This is a genomic window from Polaromonas sp. Polasp52 (assembly GCF_059491565.1).
Genome location: NZ_CP168513.1, coordinates 5103488 through 5121438, shown reverse-complemented (window position 1 = coordinate 5121438; position 17951 = coordinate 5103488). Strand labels below are relative to the sequence as shown.

Here is a 17951-nt window from a genome sequence, read left to right as displayed (position 1 = left end):
ACGCAGGCTCCGGCAGGCTTTCAGGCCGCTAAAACGGGCCCGGCCGCCTTGCCGGAACGGTTTTATTTTCCTGCGGGAATACCGCGGCCCGCAAGAGGGCGCCGGCGTGAGGCGGCTCAGCGCTGGTGTGCTTCGCCGGTCTCCACACTGCCCTGCTGCAGGGCATGCTCCAGCAGTTTGCTGTAGTTTGCGAGCTTTCTGTACAGCAGGCGCACTTCCAGCATGTTGTGGATGCGCGTCTTGACTTCCACCAGGTCAAAGGGCTTGCTGATGAAGTCCTTGGCGCCGGTTTCCAGGGCGCGCAGCTTATGGGCCGGCTCCGCGGTCAGCACGATGACGGGCAGGTAGTTGTCGCGGCTGTTCTTCTTGAGTTCCTGCATGACCTGGAAGCCGTCCATGCCCGGCATTTTCAGGTCCAGCAGGATCAGGTCGTAATGGTGCTCAGCGTGCAGCCCGGCGACTTCCTGCGGGTTCATGGTGGCGCTGACGCGGGTGTAACCGGTCTCGCCGAGCAGTTGCCTGAGCAGCTGCACGTTCACGGGCTGGTCGTCCACGACCAGGATACTTGCATTGAGGATGTCGAATTCGGTGTTCATGGCGTGGTTTCCCCGGCCGCGAGGCGGTCGGTCCTGGCTTTGGCCAGGGAGAGCATCAAGTTCAGCGTTTCCATGAACTCGTTGATCTTGATGGGTTTGGTGAGGTAACGAAAGAAGCCGGCCCGCAGGCCTTTTTCAATGTCGCGGGGCATGGCATTGGCGCTGAGGGCCACGACCGGGATGTGTTTCGTCAAAGGGTCTTCCGACAGGATTTTCATGGCCGTGATGCCGCTGATGCCGGGAAGGTTGATGTCCATCAGGATGAAGTCCGGCAGCGCGGCCTTGGCGATGGCGATGCCGCTGATACCGTCGCGCGCGGACAGCAGGCGAAAGTCCGGGCGCCTGGCGATCAGGTCCTCCACCAGCATCAGGTTGGCGGGGTTGTCCTCGACGTACAGCACGGTGCAGGTTTGCGGGTCCGCGGGCGCGGGCGCGGCAAGCCCGATCGCGAGATTGAGCAGTTCCGGCGAAAATTTCTGCTCGGCGGTGACGTTCATTTCGATCCAGAACATGCTGCCCTTGCCGATCGTGCTTTCCACGCCGATCACGCCGCCCATCAGTTCGACCAGCCGCTTGGTCATGACCAGGCCAATGCCCGTGCCCTGTTCGGTGCTGGCTTCCTGCCCGAGGCGGTTAAAGGGCTGGAAGAGCTGCTCTATCTTCTCGGGCATCAGGCCTTCGCCGGTGTCTTCCACGCAGATGCGTATGCGCCCGGGCGGGGTGTCGACGCACTTGAGCGTCACCTTGCCGCGTTCGGTGTTGTATTTGATGGCATTGGTCAGCAGGTTGATCAGCACCTGCTTGAGCCGCGTGCGGTCCGCATTGACAAAGAGGGGCGAGGTGAAGGCCGGAAAGCTCACGCTGATGCCGCGCTTTTCGGCCTGCGACTCGATCATGGTCTCGCATTCGTGCATGACTTCGGCCAGCGACACCGGCTCCAGCGACAGTGACAGTTTGCCGGACTCGATCAGCGCCAGGTCCAGGATCTCGTTGATCAGGTCCAGCAGGTACCAGCCGGCCTGCAGGATCTGGTCCACGCTGCGCTTTTGCGAAGGCGTGGGCACGGGCGTGCCGGACTCTATCAGCTGCGCGAAACCCAGGATGGCGCTGAGCGGCGTGCGCAGCTCGTGGCTCATGCTGGAGAGGAAGTCCGATTTGGCGAGGTTGGCCTTCTCGGCCACCGCCATGGCTTCGTTCAGCGCGATCTCGACCTGCTTGCGCACCGAGTTGTCCGTGCCTATCAGCAGGTAGCCGATGATGGTGCCGAAGTCGTCGCGCAAGGCGGTGATGGACACGATGGCCGGAAAGCGGCTGCCGTCCTTGCAGATGTAGGTCAGTTCGTAGATGTCTTCAATGCCGCGCGAGGCCTTGAAGGCCAGGGCTTCAAAGCCCGGCGTGATGGGTGTGGCGAGCTCCAGGCTCAGCGCCTGCGCCCTGGCCATCACTTCCTGCGGGTCGTGGATGTCACTGGGGTTGATCTTGTTGACGACCTCGGCCGCCATATAGCCCAGCATGCGCTCGGCGCCGACGTTGAAGAGCTGGATGATGCCTTTTTCGTCGGTCGCGATGATGGAGAAGTTTTCGCTCGTCAGGATGGCGGTCTGCAGCGCGCCGGTTTTGAGCAGCGCTTCCTGGCGCCGGACCTCTATGCCGTCGGCTTTGGCGAGCGCCTCAAGGGCGCTCAGGCTGGTAATGGGTGACATGGGCCATGTTCTCTGTGAAAGTAACGACGATGCCGCGAGGCGCCGGCTGCGGGGCGGCGCGTCCAGGATCCTGGCCGGGGAGGGGGTGAAGTCCTTGGAAAGACTCCGGGAGTATGAGGGTTCGGGCCTTGAGCGGTCTGTTCGGCAGCGCACATAGGGGCCGCCCGGGCCCCGCAATGGCTAGCTGTTTGCCCGCCGGTAGAAGGCCAGCGAGCCGGCCAGCGCCAGCAGCGCGCCGCCGCAGGCGCGGTCCATCCAGCGCGTGGCCGAGGCCTTGAGCAGGCGTATCGCGCGCGCGCCCACAAAGGCGTAAGCGAACATCACGGAGAAATCGATGCCCGCGAACACCAGGGCAATCGCGAGGTACTGCGGCGCCTGGGCGGCGGCCGGGTCTATGAACTGCGGCAACAGGGCCGAGCAGAACAGGTAGCCCTTGGGATTGGTCACCGCCACCAGGAAGGACTTCATGAAGATCGCGCGGCTGCCGTGCTGCGTGCCGGTGGCGCCTTCGGGGGGGATCTCAAAGCCGCCGCGCGAGCGCAGCAGGCGCAGGCCCAGCCAGGCCAGGTAGGCCGCGCCGGCCCACTTGAGCACCGAAAACCAGAACTCGGAGGCGGCCAGCAGCGCGCCCAGGCCCAGGGCCACCGCGCCCACCAGCACAAAGTCGGAAACCACCGCGCCCAGCATGCCGGGCACGGAGCGGCGCACGCCGTAGCGCGAGCCGTTGGCCAGCGCCAGCAGCACCGTGGGACCGGGCGTGGCGATGGCCACCAGCGCGACGACGGAAAACAGCAGCAAGGTGGTGGTGTTCATGCGGCGGCTCCGCAGCCTTGGGGCTTGTAGACGCGCTCGGTCGAGGGCGGGTATTTCGCGAGAAGGCGCTCGGGGCGGCTGGGCCGCACGGTGAAGCCGCCGCCGCAGTTGGGGCAGACGCCCTTGAGCCGGGTGTCGGCGCAGTCGGCGCAAAACGTGCATTCAAAGGTGCAGATGCGTGCCTCGGCCGACTCGTTGGGCAAGTCCTTGTTGCAGCATTCGCAGTTGGGGCGCATTTGGAGCATGGAGAAGTCCTGTGTGAAGGGGGGATTGACCCGATGCTAAAGAAAAACCCCTGCGAGGGAAACCCCGGCCGGGCTAGGACAGCTTCTTGACCAGCACCTGGCTCTTGCGGTCCCAGTTGTACTTGCGCTTGCGGCCTTCAGGCAGCCAGTCCGGGTCCACCTGCACAAAACCGCGCTTGATGAACCAGTGCATGGTGCGGGTGGTCAGCACGAAGATGCTTTGCAGGCCGGCGGCGCGGGCGCGCTGCTCTATGCGTTTGAGGATTTTTTCGCCGTCGCCCTGGCCCTGGCTTTGCGGCGAGACGGTGAGCGCCGCCATTTCCGCCGTTTTGGCTTCGGGGTAGGGGTAGAGCGCCGCGCAGGCGAAGATCACGCCGTCGTGCTCGATGATGCTGTAGTTGGCGGCGTCCCGTTCGATCTCGGTGCGGCTGCGCTTGACCAGGGTCCCGTCGTTTTCAAAAGGCTCAATCAGCTGCAGGATGCCGCCCACGTCGTCGCCGGTGGCTTCGCGCAGCTCTTCGAGCTTTTCATCGACCACCATGGTGCCTATGCCGTCGTGCACATAGATTTCCAGCAGCAGCGAGCCGTCCACCGCAAAGGGCAGGATGTGGCTGCGTTCCACACCGGCCTTGCAGGCCTTGACGCAGTGCTGCAGGTAAAAGCCGGTATCGGTGGGGCGCTCGCTGTTGGGCAGGGTGGCCAGCAGCTTTTCGGCGGCGGCCAGCGGCAGCTCGGTGTCTATGGGGTTGTCCTCGCTCTCGGGCTGATCGTGGTGTATGCGTATGCCCGGAATCTCGGTCAGGAAGATCAGCTTGTCGGCCTGCATGGCGATGGCCACCGAGGTGGCGACCTCTTCCATGGTCAGGTTGAAGGCTTCGCCGGTGGGCGAGAAGCCGAAAGGCGAGAGCAGCACCATGGCGCCGAAGTCCAGCACCCGGCCTATGGCGGCGGTGTCCACCTTGCGCACCAGGCCCGAATGTTTGAAGTCCACGCCATCCAGGATGCCGACCGGACGCGCGGTGATGAAGTTGCCCGAAATCACCCGCACCGTGGAGCCGGCCATGGGGGTGTTGGGCAAGCCCTGGCTGAAGGCCGCCTCGATTTCATAACGCAGCTGGCCGGCGGCCTCCTGGGCGCTGTCCAGGGCGACCTCGTCGGTGATGCGCATGCCGTGCGAATACTTGGCCGTATGGCCCTTGGCCTTGAGCTGTTCGTTGACCTGCGGGCGAAAGCCGTGCACCAGCACGATTTTCACGCCCATGCTCTGGATCAGCGCCAGGTCCTGGGCGATGTGCTGCAGCTTGCCGGCGGCGATGGCCTCGCCGGCCAGGCCCACCACAAAGGTCTTGCCGCGGTGCGTGTGGATGTAGGGCGCGACCGAGCGGAACCAGGGCACAAAGGTGAAATTGAAGACGGCGGACATGGGCGCGCTTTCGGGTCGTAAAAGGGCAGGGCGTAAGCAGCCGGGGGGCGGGGCGGCCGCAGGGCAAGGCACTGCTTTTCCCGGCAAACGAAAAAGTCCAGTGAGTGTAAGGGAGACGCGGCCGGCCCGGGGGTATCCATCCTCGGTGTCCCCTGTTTTGGGGCTTGGCGAACAGGGTGCGGCAGGTTATGGTCAGGGGGTCATGGATAAATATGCGATCGGGTTCTGGGGCTGCTATTTCGGGTCGGCCGGCCTGATGCTGGCCGGTTCGGTGTTTGCCTACATCCGGTCCCTGCGGCGCATTGCCGTCAATGCCGCCGCCTCGGCCCTGGCCTCGACCTTCTTTGTGGTGGCTTTTCTGGGCGCCCTGCCCATAGGCGGCGCCGACACGCTGGACCGCTTCCTGGCCCATGTGGCCAGCCTGGTGTCGGTGTTGCTGGCCTATCTGCTGTTCTCCATCCTGGGCATTTTGCGCAGCCCCTCATCCCAGCGGCGCGCCTTGCTGCTGCTGGCGGGCGTCGCTGCCCTGGTCATCGCGCTGGGCTGGGCCCTGAGCCCGCAGCAGTCCCTGATGCTCAGCCTGGCCGCGGCCGCGCTGATGGGTCTTGTGGCGCTGGCCCTGAGCCTGCGCAGCGCCCTGCGCGGCGACCGCCTGGCCTGGGTGGCGGTGGCGGGTGTGGCTTTCATGCTGGTGGCCATCGTGGGCTTGAGCTGGGCGGCGCTGGACCGTGCCCATGTGCCCTGGCAGGCGCATGCCGTCAGCGCGCTGGCGGGAACGGCCTATCTGGCCACCATGGCGTCGGTGCTGTGGATACGCTATTCCTACCTGATCGAGCTGAACCAGGCCATGGCCTACGGCCCCAGCTACGACCCCGTCACCCGCATGCGCTCCAACAGCGAAACCAACAATATGGTGAACGGGGCTTTCAGGGACTACCGCGACAAGCCGGTGCCGCTGGGCGTGATCGTGATCTCCATCGCCAACCTCTACGTGCTCGAAAAACTCTACGGCCTGGCGGCCGTCAACCATGCGCTGTTTGTCTGCGCGGGGCGGCTGCGGCGAACCGTGCCGGCCCATGTGGAGATGGGGCGCCTGGGCGAGGACGGCTTTTTGCTGCTGATGCGCAACTGCCACGACAGCGGCGACCTGATCCACCTGGCGCGCCGCGTTCAGGCCGCCTTGACGCGCACCGTGGCGCTCAACACCAGCCTGGAAGCCGGCACGGCGGCCGGCCAGCAGACACCCTGGGCGGCGGAGGTCGGCCTGGGCGTGCTGCGGGTGTCCAAAACCGATGCGCGCGCCTCGTCGGCGGTGGGCCTGGGGCGCGGCATGTCGCGCGCGGCGCTGGGTTATCCGAGCCGCATTGCCTGGTTTGACGAGGGTAGCGGGGAGATCGTCGATATGCCGGTGCTGGCGGCCTGAGCCGGTACCGCGGCTCGTGCGGCGCGCGGGGCCTTGCGGAAGCGCCGATAATTGGCGGCTTTGGCCGTCCCGGCCCCGCGGTATTCTTTTCGGCTCTTCCCTTTGTCCCCAGCTTTGACTCCCCTGACCATCACTTTTCCCGAATCGCTGCCCGTCTCCGGCAGGCGCGATGAAATCACCGCCGCGATGGCGGCCCACCAGGTCGTCATCGTCTGCGGCGAGACCGGCTCGGGCAAGACCACACAACTGCCCAAGATCGCGCTGGCCATGGGGCGCGGCAAGCTCAATTACCCGCCGGGGCAGGGCCGGCTCATAGGCCACACCCAGCCGCGCCGCATCGCCGCCTCCAGCGTGGCCAAGCGCATCGCCGAGGAACTCAAGACGCCGTTGGGCGAGGTGGTGGGCTACAAGGTGCGCTTCCAGGACCGGCTTTCGCGCGAGGCCTCCGTCAAGCTGATGACCGACGGCATTTTGCTGGCCGAGACGCAGACCGATCCGCTGCTCAAAGCCTATGACACCCTCATCATCGACGAGGCCCATGAGCGCAGCCTGAACATCGACTTTCTGCTGGGCTATTTGCGCCAGCTGCTGCCGCGACGGCCCGACCTCAAGGTGGTCATCACCTCGGCAACCATCGACGCGCAGCGCTTCGCGGACTATTTCGCGTCCAGCAAAGGGCCCGCTCCGGTCATCATGGTGTCGGGCCGCATGTTCCCGGTGGAGCAGCGCTACCGGCCGTTTGAGGAGTCGCGCGAGCATGACCTCAACGACGCGATCGCCGACGCCGTCGACGAGCTCTGGCTCAGCCCGCACAGCGCGGGCGACATCCTGGTGTTTTTGCCGGGCGAGCGCGAGATCCGCGAGGCGGCCGATCACCTGCGCAAGCACCTGGCGCACCAGCCGTTGACGCGCAACGCCGAGGTGCTGCCGCTGTTCGCGCGCCTGAGCCAGGCCGAGCAGGACCGCATTTTCGACGGCCACAGCGGCCGGCGCATCGTGCTGGCCACCAACGTGGCCGAAACCTCGCTGACCGTGCCCGGCATCCGTTATGTGATCGATGCCGGCACCGCGCGCGTCAAGCGCTACAGCTTTCGCAACAAGGTCGAGCAGCTCATGGTGGAGCCGGTGTCGCAGGCCGCGGCCAACCAGCGCGCCGGCCGCTGCGGCCGCGTGGCCGACGGCATCTGCATACGGCTGTATGACGAGAAGGACTTCCAGGGCCGCCAGCCCTTTACCGACCCGGAAATCCTGCGCAGCTCGCTGGCCTCGGTGATTTTGCGCATGAAGGCGCTGCACCTGGGCAATGTCGAGGAGTTCGCCTTCATCGAGCCGCCGCAGCGCCGCGCGATTGCCGACGGCTACCAGCTGCTGGCCGAACTGGGCGCGGTGGACGAGGACAACGAGCTCACGCCCGTGGGCCGCACGCTGGCCAAACTGCCGCTGGACCCGCGCGTGGGCCGCATGATCCTGGAAGCCAGGGACCGCAACGCGCTGGACGAGGTGCTGGTGATTGCCAGCGCGCTCAGCGTGCAGGACGTGCGCGACCGTCCCATGGACAAGCAGGCCCAGGCCGACCAGCAGCACGCCAAGTTCGACGACGAAAAAAGCGAGTTCAGCGGCTACCTCAAGCTCTGGAAATGGCTGGGCGACGCCCGCGGCGGCCATGGCACCGACCACAAGCTCTCCAACCGCCAGTATGAAAACCTGCTGCGCGAGAACTATGTCAACGTGCGCCGCGTGCGCGAGTGGCGCGACATCCATTCGCAGCTGCATACGGTGGTCGGCGAGCAGAAATGGGCGCTCAATGACAAACCGGCCAGCTATGAGCAACTGCATCTTTCGATGCTGTGCGGCCTGCTGGGCAATATAGGCTGCAAGAGCGACGAGGAAGACTGGTACCTGGGCGCGCGCGGCATCAAGTTTTACCGCCACCCCGGCGCGCGCCTGAGCAAAAAGCCGGGCCGCTGGATCGTGGCGGCCGAACTGGTGGAAACCACGCGCCTGTTCGGCCGCGGCATCGCCAACATAGACCCGGCCTGGATAGAGCAGGTAGCCGGCCACCTGCTCAGCAAACAGCTGCTGGATCCGCACTGGGAGAAAAAAGCCGCCCAGGTCACGGCATTGGAGCGCGCCACGCTGTACGGCCTGGTGGTCTACAACGGCCGGCGCGTCAACTTCGGCCGGGTCGATCCGGTCACGGCGCGCGAGATCTTCATCCGTGAGGCGCTGGTGGCCGGCAACTGGGACACCAAGCTGCCTTTCCTGGCGGCCAACCAGAAGCTGATCCAGCAGGTGCAGGACCTGGAACACAAGGCCAGGCGCCAGGACGTGCTGGTCGATGAGGAGCTGATTTACGCCTTTTATGACCAGCAGCTACCGGCCGACGTGCACAGCGGCGCGGGCTGCGAGCACTGGTACAAGGAAGAGTCGAAAAAGCAGCCGCAGCTCTTGCTGCTGACACGCGAAGAGCTGATGCGCCACGAAGCGGCCGGCATCACCACGCAATCGTTTCCCAAAACCCTGCGCATGGGCGGTGTGGACTGCCTGGTGACCTACCTGCACGAGCCCGGCGACGCGCGCGACGGCGTGACCGTCGAGGTGCCGCTGTTCGCGCTCAATCAGGTCAACGAGGAGCGCTGCGAGTGGCTGGTGCCCGGCATGCTCAAGGACAAGGTCCAGGCGCTGATCAAGACCCTGCACCAGCGACCGCGCTCGCGCCTGGTGCCGCTGCCCGAGACCGCTGCCCGCATGACGGAGCAGCTGCTGCAGCCCGAGGTCTTCGGCAGCGGCTCGCTGACGGACGCGGTGCTCAAGCTGGTGCGCGACGCGACCTCGCTGGACATCAAGCGCAACGATATGAAGCTGGACATGCTGCCGCCGCACCTGTTCATGAACTTCCGCGTGGTCGACGAGCACGGCCGCCAGCTGGGCGCGGGCCGCAACCTGGGCGCGCTCAAGGGCGAGCTGGGCTCACAGGCGCGCGGCGCTTTCCAGGCACTGGCCGGGCTCAAAAACCTGGCCAAAGCGCCCGAGCCGGCCGCCACTCCAGGCAAGACTCCCCCTGCCGGCAAGCCTGGCGCTCCGGCAGCGGCGGAAAAACCGGCGGTCAAGGTGGCGGAACGCTACACGGGCTGGAGCTTTGGCGAACTGCCCGAGCTGATGGAAATTCGCAAGGGTTCGCAGACGCTGATCGGCTTTCCGGCGCTGATCGACCTGGGCGATGCGGTCACCATCGAGGTGTTCGACGAACCCGATGCGGCGGCCGCCAAACACCGTGCCGGCCTGCGCCGGCTGTTTGCGCTGCAGATCAAGGACGCGCTCAAATACCTCGAGAAGAACCTGCCCGAGCTGCAGAAGATGGCCACGGCCTACATGCTGGTGGGACGCGCGGCCGACAACTCCGGCGGCGGCACACTCGAGGAACTGCGCGAGCAGATCATCGAGGTCGCGCTGGACCGCGCCTTCCTGCTCGATCCGCTGCCCACCAGCGAGGGCGAATTCAAGAAGCGCATAGACGACGGGCGGGGCCGCCTGACTCTGATCGCCAGCGAGGTGGCCCGGCTGGCCGCGGGCATCCTCACCGAATTCGCCGTGGCCCAGCGCAAGATCAAGGACAGCAAAAACGCCGCCGAAGCCGCGGCCGACGCCGCCCAGCAACTGCAGCGCTTGGTGCCCAAGCGTTTTCTGGCGCTCACGCCTTATGCGCAGCTGCAGCATTTCGCGCGCTACCTCAAAGCCATCACCTTGCGGCTGGAAAAATGGCGCGCCGACCCGGCACGCGACGCGGCTCGCCTGGCCGAACTGCGGCCGCAGGAACAGCGCTACTGGCGCCTGGTGGCCGAACGCAAGGGCGCGGTCGACGCGCGCATGCAGGAGTTCCGCTGGCTGCTGGAGGAGTTGCGTGTGAGCTTTTTTGCGCAGGAATTGCGCACGCCGCAGCCGGTGAGCGTTAAACGCCTAGACAAGGCCTGGGCGCAACTGAATAGTTGATGCCGGGTTTTGAGGTGCGCAAAAAAATGGCCTTGCAATGCAAGGCCATTTTTCCTGGTGAGGCGTGTGGCTAGATGCGTCCCATCAGCAGCAGGATCACGAGGATCAGCACCACGAGGCCGATACCGCCGCTGGGCCCATAGCCCCAGCTGCGGCTGTGGCCCCAGGTGGGCAGGGCGCCGACCAGGATCAGGATCAAGACAATCAGCAGGATGAGCGAGAGGGACATGAAAGCACTCCTTGTTTTATGTGCCTTGATTCTTGCCCGGGCCCAGGCACGATCAAGCAGGAGGGGGGCCTGTCCAGCCGTCGGTCAATGCTGACAGCCTTGGACTACAGCCTGGCCAGGCGCTGCAGGGCGGTGTTCAGGGTTTCGTCTTTTTTGGCAAAACAAAAGCGCACCACGCGCTGGTCGAAGCCGTTGCCGTAAAAAGCCGACAGCGGAATGGCCGCGACGCCGATCTCGGTGGTCAGCCATTTGCAGAATTCGGCTTCATCGAGATCGCTGACCTCGGAGATGTCCACGCACTGGAAGTAGCTGCCTTCGCTGGGCAGCAGCTTGAAGCGGGTTTTGGCCAGGCCGTCCCGGAACAGGTCGCGCTTGCGCTGGTAGAAGGCCGGCAGGCCCAGGTAGGGCTGCTCGTCGGCCATATAGGCGGCCAGGCCGTGCTGCACCGGCGTGTTGACCGTGAAGACGTTGAACTGGTGCACCTTGCGGAATTCTGCGGTGAGGGCCGCGGGCGCGGCCACATAGCCGACCTTCCAGCCGGTGACGTGGTAAGTCTTGCCGAAGCTGCTCACGATAAAGGCGCGCGCGGCCAGGCCCGGAAAGCGCGCCGCGCTCTGGTGGAGGCGGCCCTGGGCCGCGTCGAAGACCATGTGCTCGTAGACCTCGTCGCTGATCAGGAGAACGTCGGTGGGCGCCAGCAGCTCCTGCAACGCCAGCATGTCGGCCTCACTCCAGACCGTGGCGCTGGGGTTGTGCGGCGAGTTGACGATGATGGCGCGCGTGCGCGGCGTGATGGCCGCGGCGATCTTGCCGAAGTCGGGGCGGAAGGTGCCCGGCGTCAACGGCACGCGAACCACCTTGCCGCCGGCCAGCTCGATATTGGGCACATAGCTGTCGTAGCAAGGCTCCAGCACAATGACTTCATCGCCGGGATGGACCACGGCCAGGATGATGGTGATGATGGCCTGCGTTGCGCCCGCCGTGATGGTGATCTCGCTGTTGGCGTCGTAGTGGTGGCCGTAGAGCCTGGCCACCTTGGCTGAGATGGCCTCGCGCAGCACCGGCACGCCCGTCATGGGCGGGTACTGGTTCAGGCCCCGGGTCATGGCGTCGGTGACGGCATTGACCAACTGCGGGTCGCATTCAAAATCAGGAAAACCCTGGCCCAGGTTGACCGCGCCTTTTTCGGCGGCCAAGGTGGACATGACCGTGAAGATGGTGGTGCCGACGGCGGGCAGCTTGGTGGTCAGCGTGGGGGTGCGTTCTTGAGTGGTGGTCATGATTGCAAAGTGATGGTTTTTTAAGTGGCCGCCGCGGAACCGGCTTTGCCGGGCCGCCAGCGGCGCCCCCTTGAGGGGGAGGCGGCCGCAGGCCGCTTCGGGGGAGGGTCAAATCTCGTAATCGTTGACGCGGCCGGCCATGGCTTTTGTGATGAGCGCACGGTCCAGCTTGTCGCTGAGCAGTTCGGCGAACTTGTAGACAAAGTTGCGCAGGTAGGCGCTGCGCTTGAAGGCCACGCGGGCCACGTTGATGCCGAACAGCGGCCCCGCCGGGATGGCGATCAGGTCGCTGTTGGTGCCGTCTTCCTTGATGGCCATCTCGGCCACGATGCCCACACCCAGGCCCAGGCGCACATAGGTCTTGATGACGTCGGAGTCGATGGCCTCCAGCGCGATGCGCGGCTGCAGGCGCTTGGCGGCAAAGGCCAGGTCGATCTTGGTACGGCCGGTGAAGGACGGGTGGTAGGTGATCAGCGGCTCCTCGGCGAGGTCTTCCAGCGTGATGTTTTCCTTTTTCGCCAGCGGGTGGTCCACCGGGATCACCAGCATGTGCTGCCATTCGTAGCAGGGCAGGGTGACGAGGTCGTCGTACTGCGTCAGCGACTCGGTGGCGATGCCGATTTCGGCGACCTCGTCGAGCACCATGCGCGCCACCTGGTCGGGCGAGCCCTGGTGCAGGCTGACGTTGACCTTGGGAAAGGCCTCGCGCAGCTTGGCCACCGGCTGCGGCAGCACATAACGGGCCTGGGTGTGCGTGGTGGCGATGGACAGCGTGCCGCTGTCCTGGGCCGAGAACTGCTCGCCGATGCGGCGCAGGTTGCCGACCTCGCGCATGATGAGTTCGATGCTTTTGAGCACATGCTCGCCGGGCTCGGTGACGCGCTTGAGGCGCTTGCCGTGCCGCGCGAAGATTTCCACGCCCAGTTCTTCCTCAAGTTCGATGATGGCCTTGGAAACGCCGGGCTGCGAGGTGTGCAGGGCCTTGGCGGTTTCGGTGAGGTTCAGGTTGCGCCGTATGGCCTCCTGGACAAAGCGGAATTGGTGAAGGTTCATATCGAATTCAGGCTAATTATTCACTTTATTATGCCTGTATTGCGCTAAAGGGGCGGCCCGCAGCTTGCCGGCCGCCGTGCCGGCCCGCAGCTTGCCGGCCGCCGTGCCGGCCCGGCCTCAGCCCAGCGCAATGCCGGCCATCAAGGCCGTGAGTTCGGGGTACTCGCCGGCGGTGGGCAGCAGCTCCACGGCGATGCCGGGATGGCTGGCCTGGATCTGCCCGACCAGCCGCGGCAAGTCCTCGCGGGCATGTTTGCCCACGCCGAAGAACAGCGGAAACACCCGGATGGCGCGCGCGCCGCCGCCGGCGAGTTCGGCCGCGGCTTCAGGCAGGGTGGGCGGGCAAAGCTCCAGGTAGGCGCAGCGCACCGGGGTGCCGGGCGCGCGGGCGCGCACCTGCGCGGCCACGGCTTCTATGGGCACGCGCCACAGCGGGTCGCGCGAGCCGTGGGCCAGCAGGATGATGCCGCGGGGCTGTGCTGTGGTCGCCATGGCCATTCGTGTACCTGCCTAGCGCCTCAGCACCAGCCAGCCGAAAGCGCCCAGCGAGACGGCCATGTAAAGCATGCCGGGCGTGGCGGCCGCCAGCCAGGGCATCCAGTTGCGCAGGTTGCCGATGTAGCCGAAGACGTTGTTGAGCAGGAAGAAGCTGATGCCTATCATGACCCCGGCAAACACATAACCCGCGATGCCGCCGGAGCGAAAGTGCAGGTAGGCGAAAGGCAGGGCCAGGATCACCATCACCAGGCAGCTGAGCGGGTAGAACACCTTTTTCCAGAACTCGATTTCATAGCGCTGGGCCGTCTGGCCGTTGGCGTCCAGGTGGCGCACGTAGTTAAAGAGGTCTATGGTGCCCATGCGCTCGGGCTTGAGCAGCGCCACCGAGACCATTTCGGCGCTGATTTCGGTGGGCCAGCGAAAGGTTTCCAGCACCGCCCGGCTGACCTTGGCGCTTTCCTGGGGCCTGGCGGCGCTGGGCGCGCCGCTGACCTCGAACTCCGCGCGGGTGGCCTGCTGCAGCTGCCAGGCATCGCCGGCGGCAAAAGTCGCCAGCGGCGCCTGGGTGGTGGAGACGATCAGGCCCTTGTTGTTGAACTCGAACACCTGCACGCCCTGCATCTCGTTGTCGGGGGTGAGGGCCCTCACATTGACCACATAGGTGTTGTAGGCCTGTTTTTCCTTGAGCCAGGCGCCGGTCTGGCCTATGGTGATCTTGCTCTGGTAGCGCGCCTTGAGCAGTTGCGCGGCGCGATCGCTGGCCGGCGCCACGTAGTCGCCCACCACGAAGCTGAACACCACAAACAGCGCGCCCAGCACCAGCAGCAGCTTGAGCGCGCGCCAGGGGCCCAGGCCGCTGGTTCGCAAAATGGTGTATTCCGAACTCTGGGCCAGCCGCGCCATGACAAAAATCGTGCCTATCAGCACCGAGATGGGCAGCAGCTCGTAAAGGTGGTTGGGCACCAGCAGGCCCACATACAGCAACGCATGGCGGATCTGGTAAATCTCGCCGGGGTTGATGCCGTTGCTCTTGCCGAGGTACTGCAGTTCGTCGACCAGGTCGAAAAAGAAGAACAGGGCCAGAAAGCCCAGGGCCACCAGGGCGATGGCGGCCAGCACTTCCCCGTAAATCAGGCGGCGTATGGTTTTCATGCTTGCTGGCTTTCGGTGTTGCGCACGGCCATGGGCTGGCGCTTGATGCGCCGGGCGGGCCTGAGCACCCAGTTGAACTGCCGCTTGGACAGCCAGACCAGGCCCAGCAACAGCACGCCGCCGTGCAGGGCCAGCAGGAAGTTGCTGAAGCTGATGAGGCCCACAAAAATCCAGCTCTGCCCGAGGTTGACGAGGTTGTTATAGACCACGAAGGTCAGCAGCACAAAAATCATGTTGCCGCTGCGCCCGCCGCGCGGGTTCACGCTGGCCAGGGCCACGGCCAGCACGACGAAGTTGATGGCTGCCAGCGCCAGTCCGATGCGCCAGGCCAGTTCGCTGAGGTTGCCGCGCGTGGGCGCCTTGATCAGCGAGCGGGTGGACAGCAGCTTGGCTTCGGGCGTGTTTTCAGCGAGTGGATTGGAGTCGCCGGTCTTGGTGCCGTACTCCTCGAAGTCGCTGATCTTGAGCGCCGGCTGGCCGATCACGTTTTCCAGGCGCTGGCCGTTTTCGAGCATCAGGAACTGGGCGTCGTTCAGCACCTCGATGCGGCCGGAACGCGCGGTGGTGATGGAGCTTTTGCCTTTTTCGGTGGCGGCAATGAACACATTGTTGCTGGCCCGCGCGCCCGCCAGCTCGCGGTCTATGAAGAACACCCGGTTACCGCTGGAGGACTCCTGGAACTGCCCGGGGGCGATGCGGTCTATGTCGCCGCGCTGCTCGTAGCGGCTTTGCATGTCCTTGGTCTGCTGGTTGGTCCAGGGCCAGACAAACAGCGCCATCAGCGTGATCACCAGCAGCACCGGCCAGGAAAAACGGAAAAGCGGCCGCAGAAAGCCGGCCAGACCCTGGCCGCTGGTGAACCAGACCACCATCTCGCTGTCGCGGTACATGCGCGAGAGGGTGCTGACCATGGCGATGAAGAGCGACAGCGTGAGGATGGTCGGCAGGCGGCCCAGCGCGGAGTAGGCCATGAAGAGCATGACGTCCTGCGGATTGATGAAACCGCGCGAGGCCTGGCCCAGCGTGCGGATCAGCACAATGGTCATCACGATGGTGACCAGCACCACCAGCGTGGCCCCGAAACTGCGCGCCAGCTCTTTGCGAATCGAAGATTGGAATAACATTGACTGAAATATCTGCGTTTGTTTTATTTTTGTTTTACTTTGGTTTACCCACCAGACCCTGAATTATGGACTTTGAACTCAAAACACTGACCCGCGCCCGCATTTGCAGTGAAAAAACCGACGCACTGCTGGTGCTGGTCCCCCAGGGCCGGGACGCCGGCAGCGATCCGCTTTCGGCGCTCACGGCGCTGGCCATCAAGTCCGGGGACTTCGAGGCCAAGCCGGGCAAGCTGCTGGCAGCCTACCGGGCGCCCGGCATCGCCGCCACGCGCCTGGTGCTGGCGGGGGTGGGCGATGCCAGTCCCAAAAACATCCGCACGGCCGTGACCGCGGCCCTGGGCGCCGTCAAGAACGGCAACACGCAGCGCCTTGTGCTGTGCCTGGACCTGCTGGACGGGTTGCAGGCCGAGGCCGTGCGCGCCGCCGTGACGGCCTGCAGCGAAGCGGCTTACGTCTACACCACCACCAAGTCCAAGGCCAGCCCTTCGAAGCTGCAGCGTGTGCTGCTGGCTGTGGGCGACGCCGCGAACGCCAAGGCGGCCAAGGCCGGCCTGGACAAAGGCGTGGCGCTGGTCAAGGGCCTGGAATTTGCCAAGGAATGGGCCAACCGGCCGTCCAACCATGCCACGCCGACCCTGCTGGCCGGCGCCGCCAAGGAATTGGGCAAGCTGCGCAATATCAAGGTCGAGGTGCTGGGCCCCAAAGAGGTCGCCAAACTGGGCATGGGCTCCTTCATGGCCGTGGCCCAGGGCTCGGCCGAACCGCTGCGCTTCATCGTGCTGCGCTACGACGGCGCGGCCAAATCCGCGGCGCCCGTGGTGCTGGTCGGCAAAGGCATCACTTTTGACACCGGCGGCATCTCCATCAAGCCCGCCGCCGAGATGGACGAAATGAAATTCGACATGTGCGGCGCCGCGAGCGTGCTGGGCACCTTCCGGGCGCTGGCCGAACTGCAGCCCGCGCTCAATGTGGTGGGCCTGATCCCGGCCTGCGAAAACATGCCGGGCGGCCGCGCCATCAAGCCGGGCGACGTGGTCACCAGCATGAGCGGCCAGACCATTGAGATCCTGAACACCGACGCCGAGGGCCGCCTGGTGCTTTGCGATGCCCTGACCTACGCCGAGCGCTTCAAGCCCAGGGCCGTGGTCGACATCGCCACGCTGACCGGCGCCTGCGTGATCGCGCTGGGCGGCGTGCGCAGCGGGATGTTTTCTACCGACGATGCCCTGGCCGAGGCGCTGGCGCAGGCCGGCGAGTCGTCCATGGACCTGTGCTGGCGGATGCCGCTGGACGAGGACTACGCCGAAGGCCTGAAGACCAATTTTGCCGACGTCGCCAACGTGGCCGGCAGGGCCGGCGGCGCGATCACCGCCGCCAAGTTCCTCCAGCGCTTTGCGGCCAGCTTCCCCTGGGCTCACCTGGACATCGCCGGCACCGCCTGGAAAGGCGGCGCCGCCAAGGGGGCCACCGGCCGGCCCGTGCCGCTGCTGCTTGACTACCTGCTCGGCCAGGCGGCTGCGGCCAAACCCAAGGCGCCCGCCAAACCCAAGGCCGCCGCCAGAACACGGGCATGACCGAAATCGCTTTTCACTTCAACGTGCCGGACAAGCTGGCCTACAGCTGCCGCTTGCTACGAAAGGCTTACCTCAGCGGTGCCAGCGTGGTGGTGACGGGTGAGCCCGCGATGCTGGCGGAGCTGGACCAGCTGATGTGGAGTTTTTCGCCGGCCGAGTTTGTGCCGCATTGCCGGGCCGGCTCGGCGCAAAGCACCCTGGCGGCCTCGCCCGTGGTGCTGGCCGAGTCGCTGCAGGACTGCCCGCATTACGGCGTGCTGGTCAACCTGGGGCAGGGCATTCCACCCGAGTTCGAGCGCTTTGAACGGTTTATCGAAGTGGTGGCGCGGGAGGATGACGATCGCCTCGCCGCGCGCAGCCGCTGGAAACATTACACCGACAGGGGCTATGCGATGAAACGGCATGACCTGGCCGCGGCCGGGGAGGGCGCATGAACCGTCCGCCGCCCGCGCCGCCGCGTTTTGTCCCGACCTTGACGGAAGTCGTGCGGCCCGTCGCCGCGCCCATGCCGGCTTCTGGACCTGCCGCCGCGGCACCGGCCTCGCCCGCGCAGCCGGCAGCCCTTGCGGCTTCGCCGGACCTGCAGGAACAGATGGTGCAACGCGTGCTGCAGCGTGTGGACCTGATGCTGGACCGGCGTCTGCGCGAGGTGGTGGGCCAGCTCATTCTTGAGCACACGCAAAGCCTGGCGCCGCGTCTTCGCGAGGAAATCGAGGAAGTCGTTCGCCAGTCCGTGAGCCAGGCTTTTGCGAATGAAACCAAGCCGCCGCCGGCCGGCGGATAGGTCACCCAGGTGACTGTTTGGGTCCGCGTGTTTTGCACGCGCGGCGCCGTCGTGGGCGCTGCTG

The 17951-nt window shown here is 65.5% G+C and carries 16 protein-coding genes; 5 read left to right on the top strand and 11 right to left on the bottom strand.

The window, feature by feature from the left end:
- Positions 1-116 precede the first annotated feature (116 nt).
- The 5 genes from ACEN9P_RS23965 to argA form a co-directional block, all read right to left on the bottom strand.
- On the bottom strand, positions 117-596 hold the full coding sequence (locus ACEN9P_RS23965; RefSeq protein ID WP_413330555.1) for a response regulator: 480 nt from the start codon (positions 594-596) through the stop codon (positions 117-119).
- On the bottom strand, positions 593-2299 hold the full coding sequence (locus tag ACEN9P_RS23960; protein WP_495620678.1) for a PAS domain-containing hybrid sensor histidine kinase/response regulator: 1707 nt from the start codon (positions 2297-2299) through the stop codon (positions 593-595). The genes ACEN9P_RS23965 and ACEN9P_RS23960 overlap by 4 nt, the downstream gene beginning before the upstream one ends.
- A gap of 180 nt (positions 2300-2479) precedes the next feature.
- On the bottom strand, positions 2480-3112 hold the full coding sequence (locus tag ACEN9P_RS23955) for a LysE family translocator (RefSeq protein WP_477663035.1): 633 nt from the start codon (positions 3110-3112) through the stop codon (positions 2480-2482).
- Positions 3109-3357: a DUF1272 domain-containing protein gene (locus ACEN9P_RS23950; RefSeq protein WP_413330552.1), complete on the bottom strand. Its 249-nt coding sequence runs from the start codon at positions 3355-3357 to the stop codon at positions 3109-3111. Before ACEN9P_RS23950 ends, ACEN9P_RS23955 begins: the two co-directional genes overlap by 4 nt.
- Before the next feature lie 73 nt (positions 3358-3430).
- Positions 3431-4780: an amino-acid N-acetyltransferase gene (gene argA, locus ACEN9P_RS23945; protein ID WP_477663036.1), complete on the bottom strand. Its 1350-nt coding sequence runs from the start codon at positions 4778-4780 to the stop codon at positions 3431-3433.
- A 202-nt stretch (positions 4781-4982) separates the two neighbouring features.
- Between argA and ACEN9P_RS23940 the strand changes: the two genes are divergently transcribed.
- Entirely contained in the window at positions 4983-6203 is a 1221-nt protein-coding gene (locus ACEN9P_RS23940; protein ID WP_495620677.1) for a GGDEF domain-containing protein, read from the top strand.
- Positions 6204-6305: 102 nt separating this feature from the next.
- Positions 6306-10193, top strand: a complete 3888-nt coding sequence (gene hrpA / locus ACEN9P_RS23935; RefSeq protein WP_495620676.1) for an ATP-dependent RNA helicase HrpA — start codon at positions 6306-6308, stop codon at positions 10191-10193.
- Between the two features lie 70 nt (positions 10194-10263).
- Here hrpA and ACEN9P_RS23930 read toward each other — a convergent pair whose 3' ends face one another.
- The 6 genes from ACEN9P_RS23930 to lptF all read right to left on the bottom strand — a co-directional run bounded on the left by ACEN9P_RS23930 (position 10264) and on the right by lptF (position 15529).
- Positions 10264-10422 (bottom strand): DUF3309 family protein, encoded by a 159-nt coding sequence (locus ACEN9P_RS23930; protein ID WP_007856361.1) that lies wholly within the window; start codon positions 10420-10422, stop codon positions 10264-10266.
- A 104-nt stretch (positions 10423-10526) separates the two neighbouring features.
- Positions 10527-11702, bottom strand: coding sequence for a pyridoxal phosphate-dependent aminotransferase (locus ACEN9P_RS23925; RefSeq protein ID WP_477663039.1), 1176 nt, complete (start codon positions 11700-11702; stop codon positions 10527-10529).
- Between the two features lie 108 nt (positions 11703-11810).
- Complete coding sequence (locus ACEN9P_RS23920) at positions 11811-12755, bottom strand: CysB family HTH-type transcriptional regulator (RefSeq protein WP_477663040.1); 945 nt, start codon at positions 12753-12755, stop codon at positions 11811-11813.
- 117 nt (positions 12756-12872) lie between these two features.
- The gene (locus ACEN9P_RS23915) at positions 12873-13253 is read right to left on the bottom strand and encodes a sirohydrochlorin chelatase (RefSeq protein WP_495620675.1); all 381 of its coding nucleotides are present in this window, start codon (positions 13251-13253) and stop codon (positions 12873-12875) included.
- Positions 13254-13265: 12 nt separating this feature from the next.
- Positions 13266-14405, bottom strand: a complete 1140-nt coding sequence (gene lptG / locus ACEN9P_RS23910) for an LPS export ABC transporter permease LptG (protein ID WP_477701046.1) — start codon at positions 14403-14405, stop codon at positions 13266-13268.
- On the bottom strand, positions 14402-15529 hold the full coding sequence (gene lptF, locus ACEN9P_RS23905) for an LPS export ABC transporter permease LptF (RefSeq protein ID WP_477663043.1): 1128 nt from the start codon (positions 15527-15529) through the stop codon (positions 14402-14404). Before lptF ends, lptG begins: the two co-directional genes overlap by 4 nt.
- Before the next feature lie 65 nt (positions 15530-15594).
- Here lptF and ACEN9P_RS23900 point away from each other — a divergent pair, with 65 nt between their 5' ends.
- From ACEN9P_RS23900 to ACEN9P_RS23890, 3 genes are read left to right on the top strand one after another with little or no spacing between them, the layout of a single operon-like run.
- Positions 15595-17103, top strand: coding sequence for a leucyl aminopeptidase (locus ACEN9P_RS23900; RefSeq protein ID WP_495620674.1), 1509 nt, complete (start codon positions 15595-15597; stop codon positions 17101-17103).
- On the top strand, positions 17100-17537 hold the full coding sequence (locus ACEN9P_RS23895) for a DNA polymerase III subunit chi (RefSeq protein ID WP_495620673.1): 438 nt from the start codon (positions 17100-17102) through the stop codon (positions 17535-17537). Before ACEN9P_RS23900 ends, ACEN9P_RS23895 begins: the two co-directional genes overlap by 4 nt.
- Complete coding sequence (locus ACEN9P_RS23890) at positions 17534-17887, top strand: hypothetical protein (protein ID WP_477663046.1); 354 nt, start codon at positions 17534-17536, stop codon at positions 17885-17887. Before ACEN9P_RS23895 ends, ACEN9P_RS23890 begins: the two co-directional genes overlap by 4 nt.
- Positions 17888-17951: the final 64 nt, after the last annotated feature.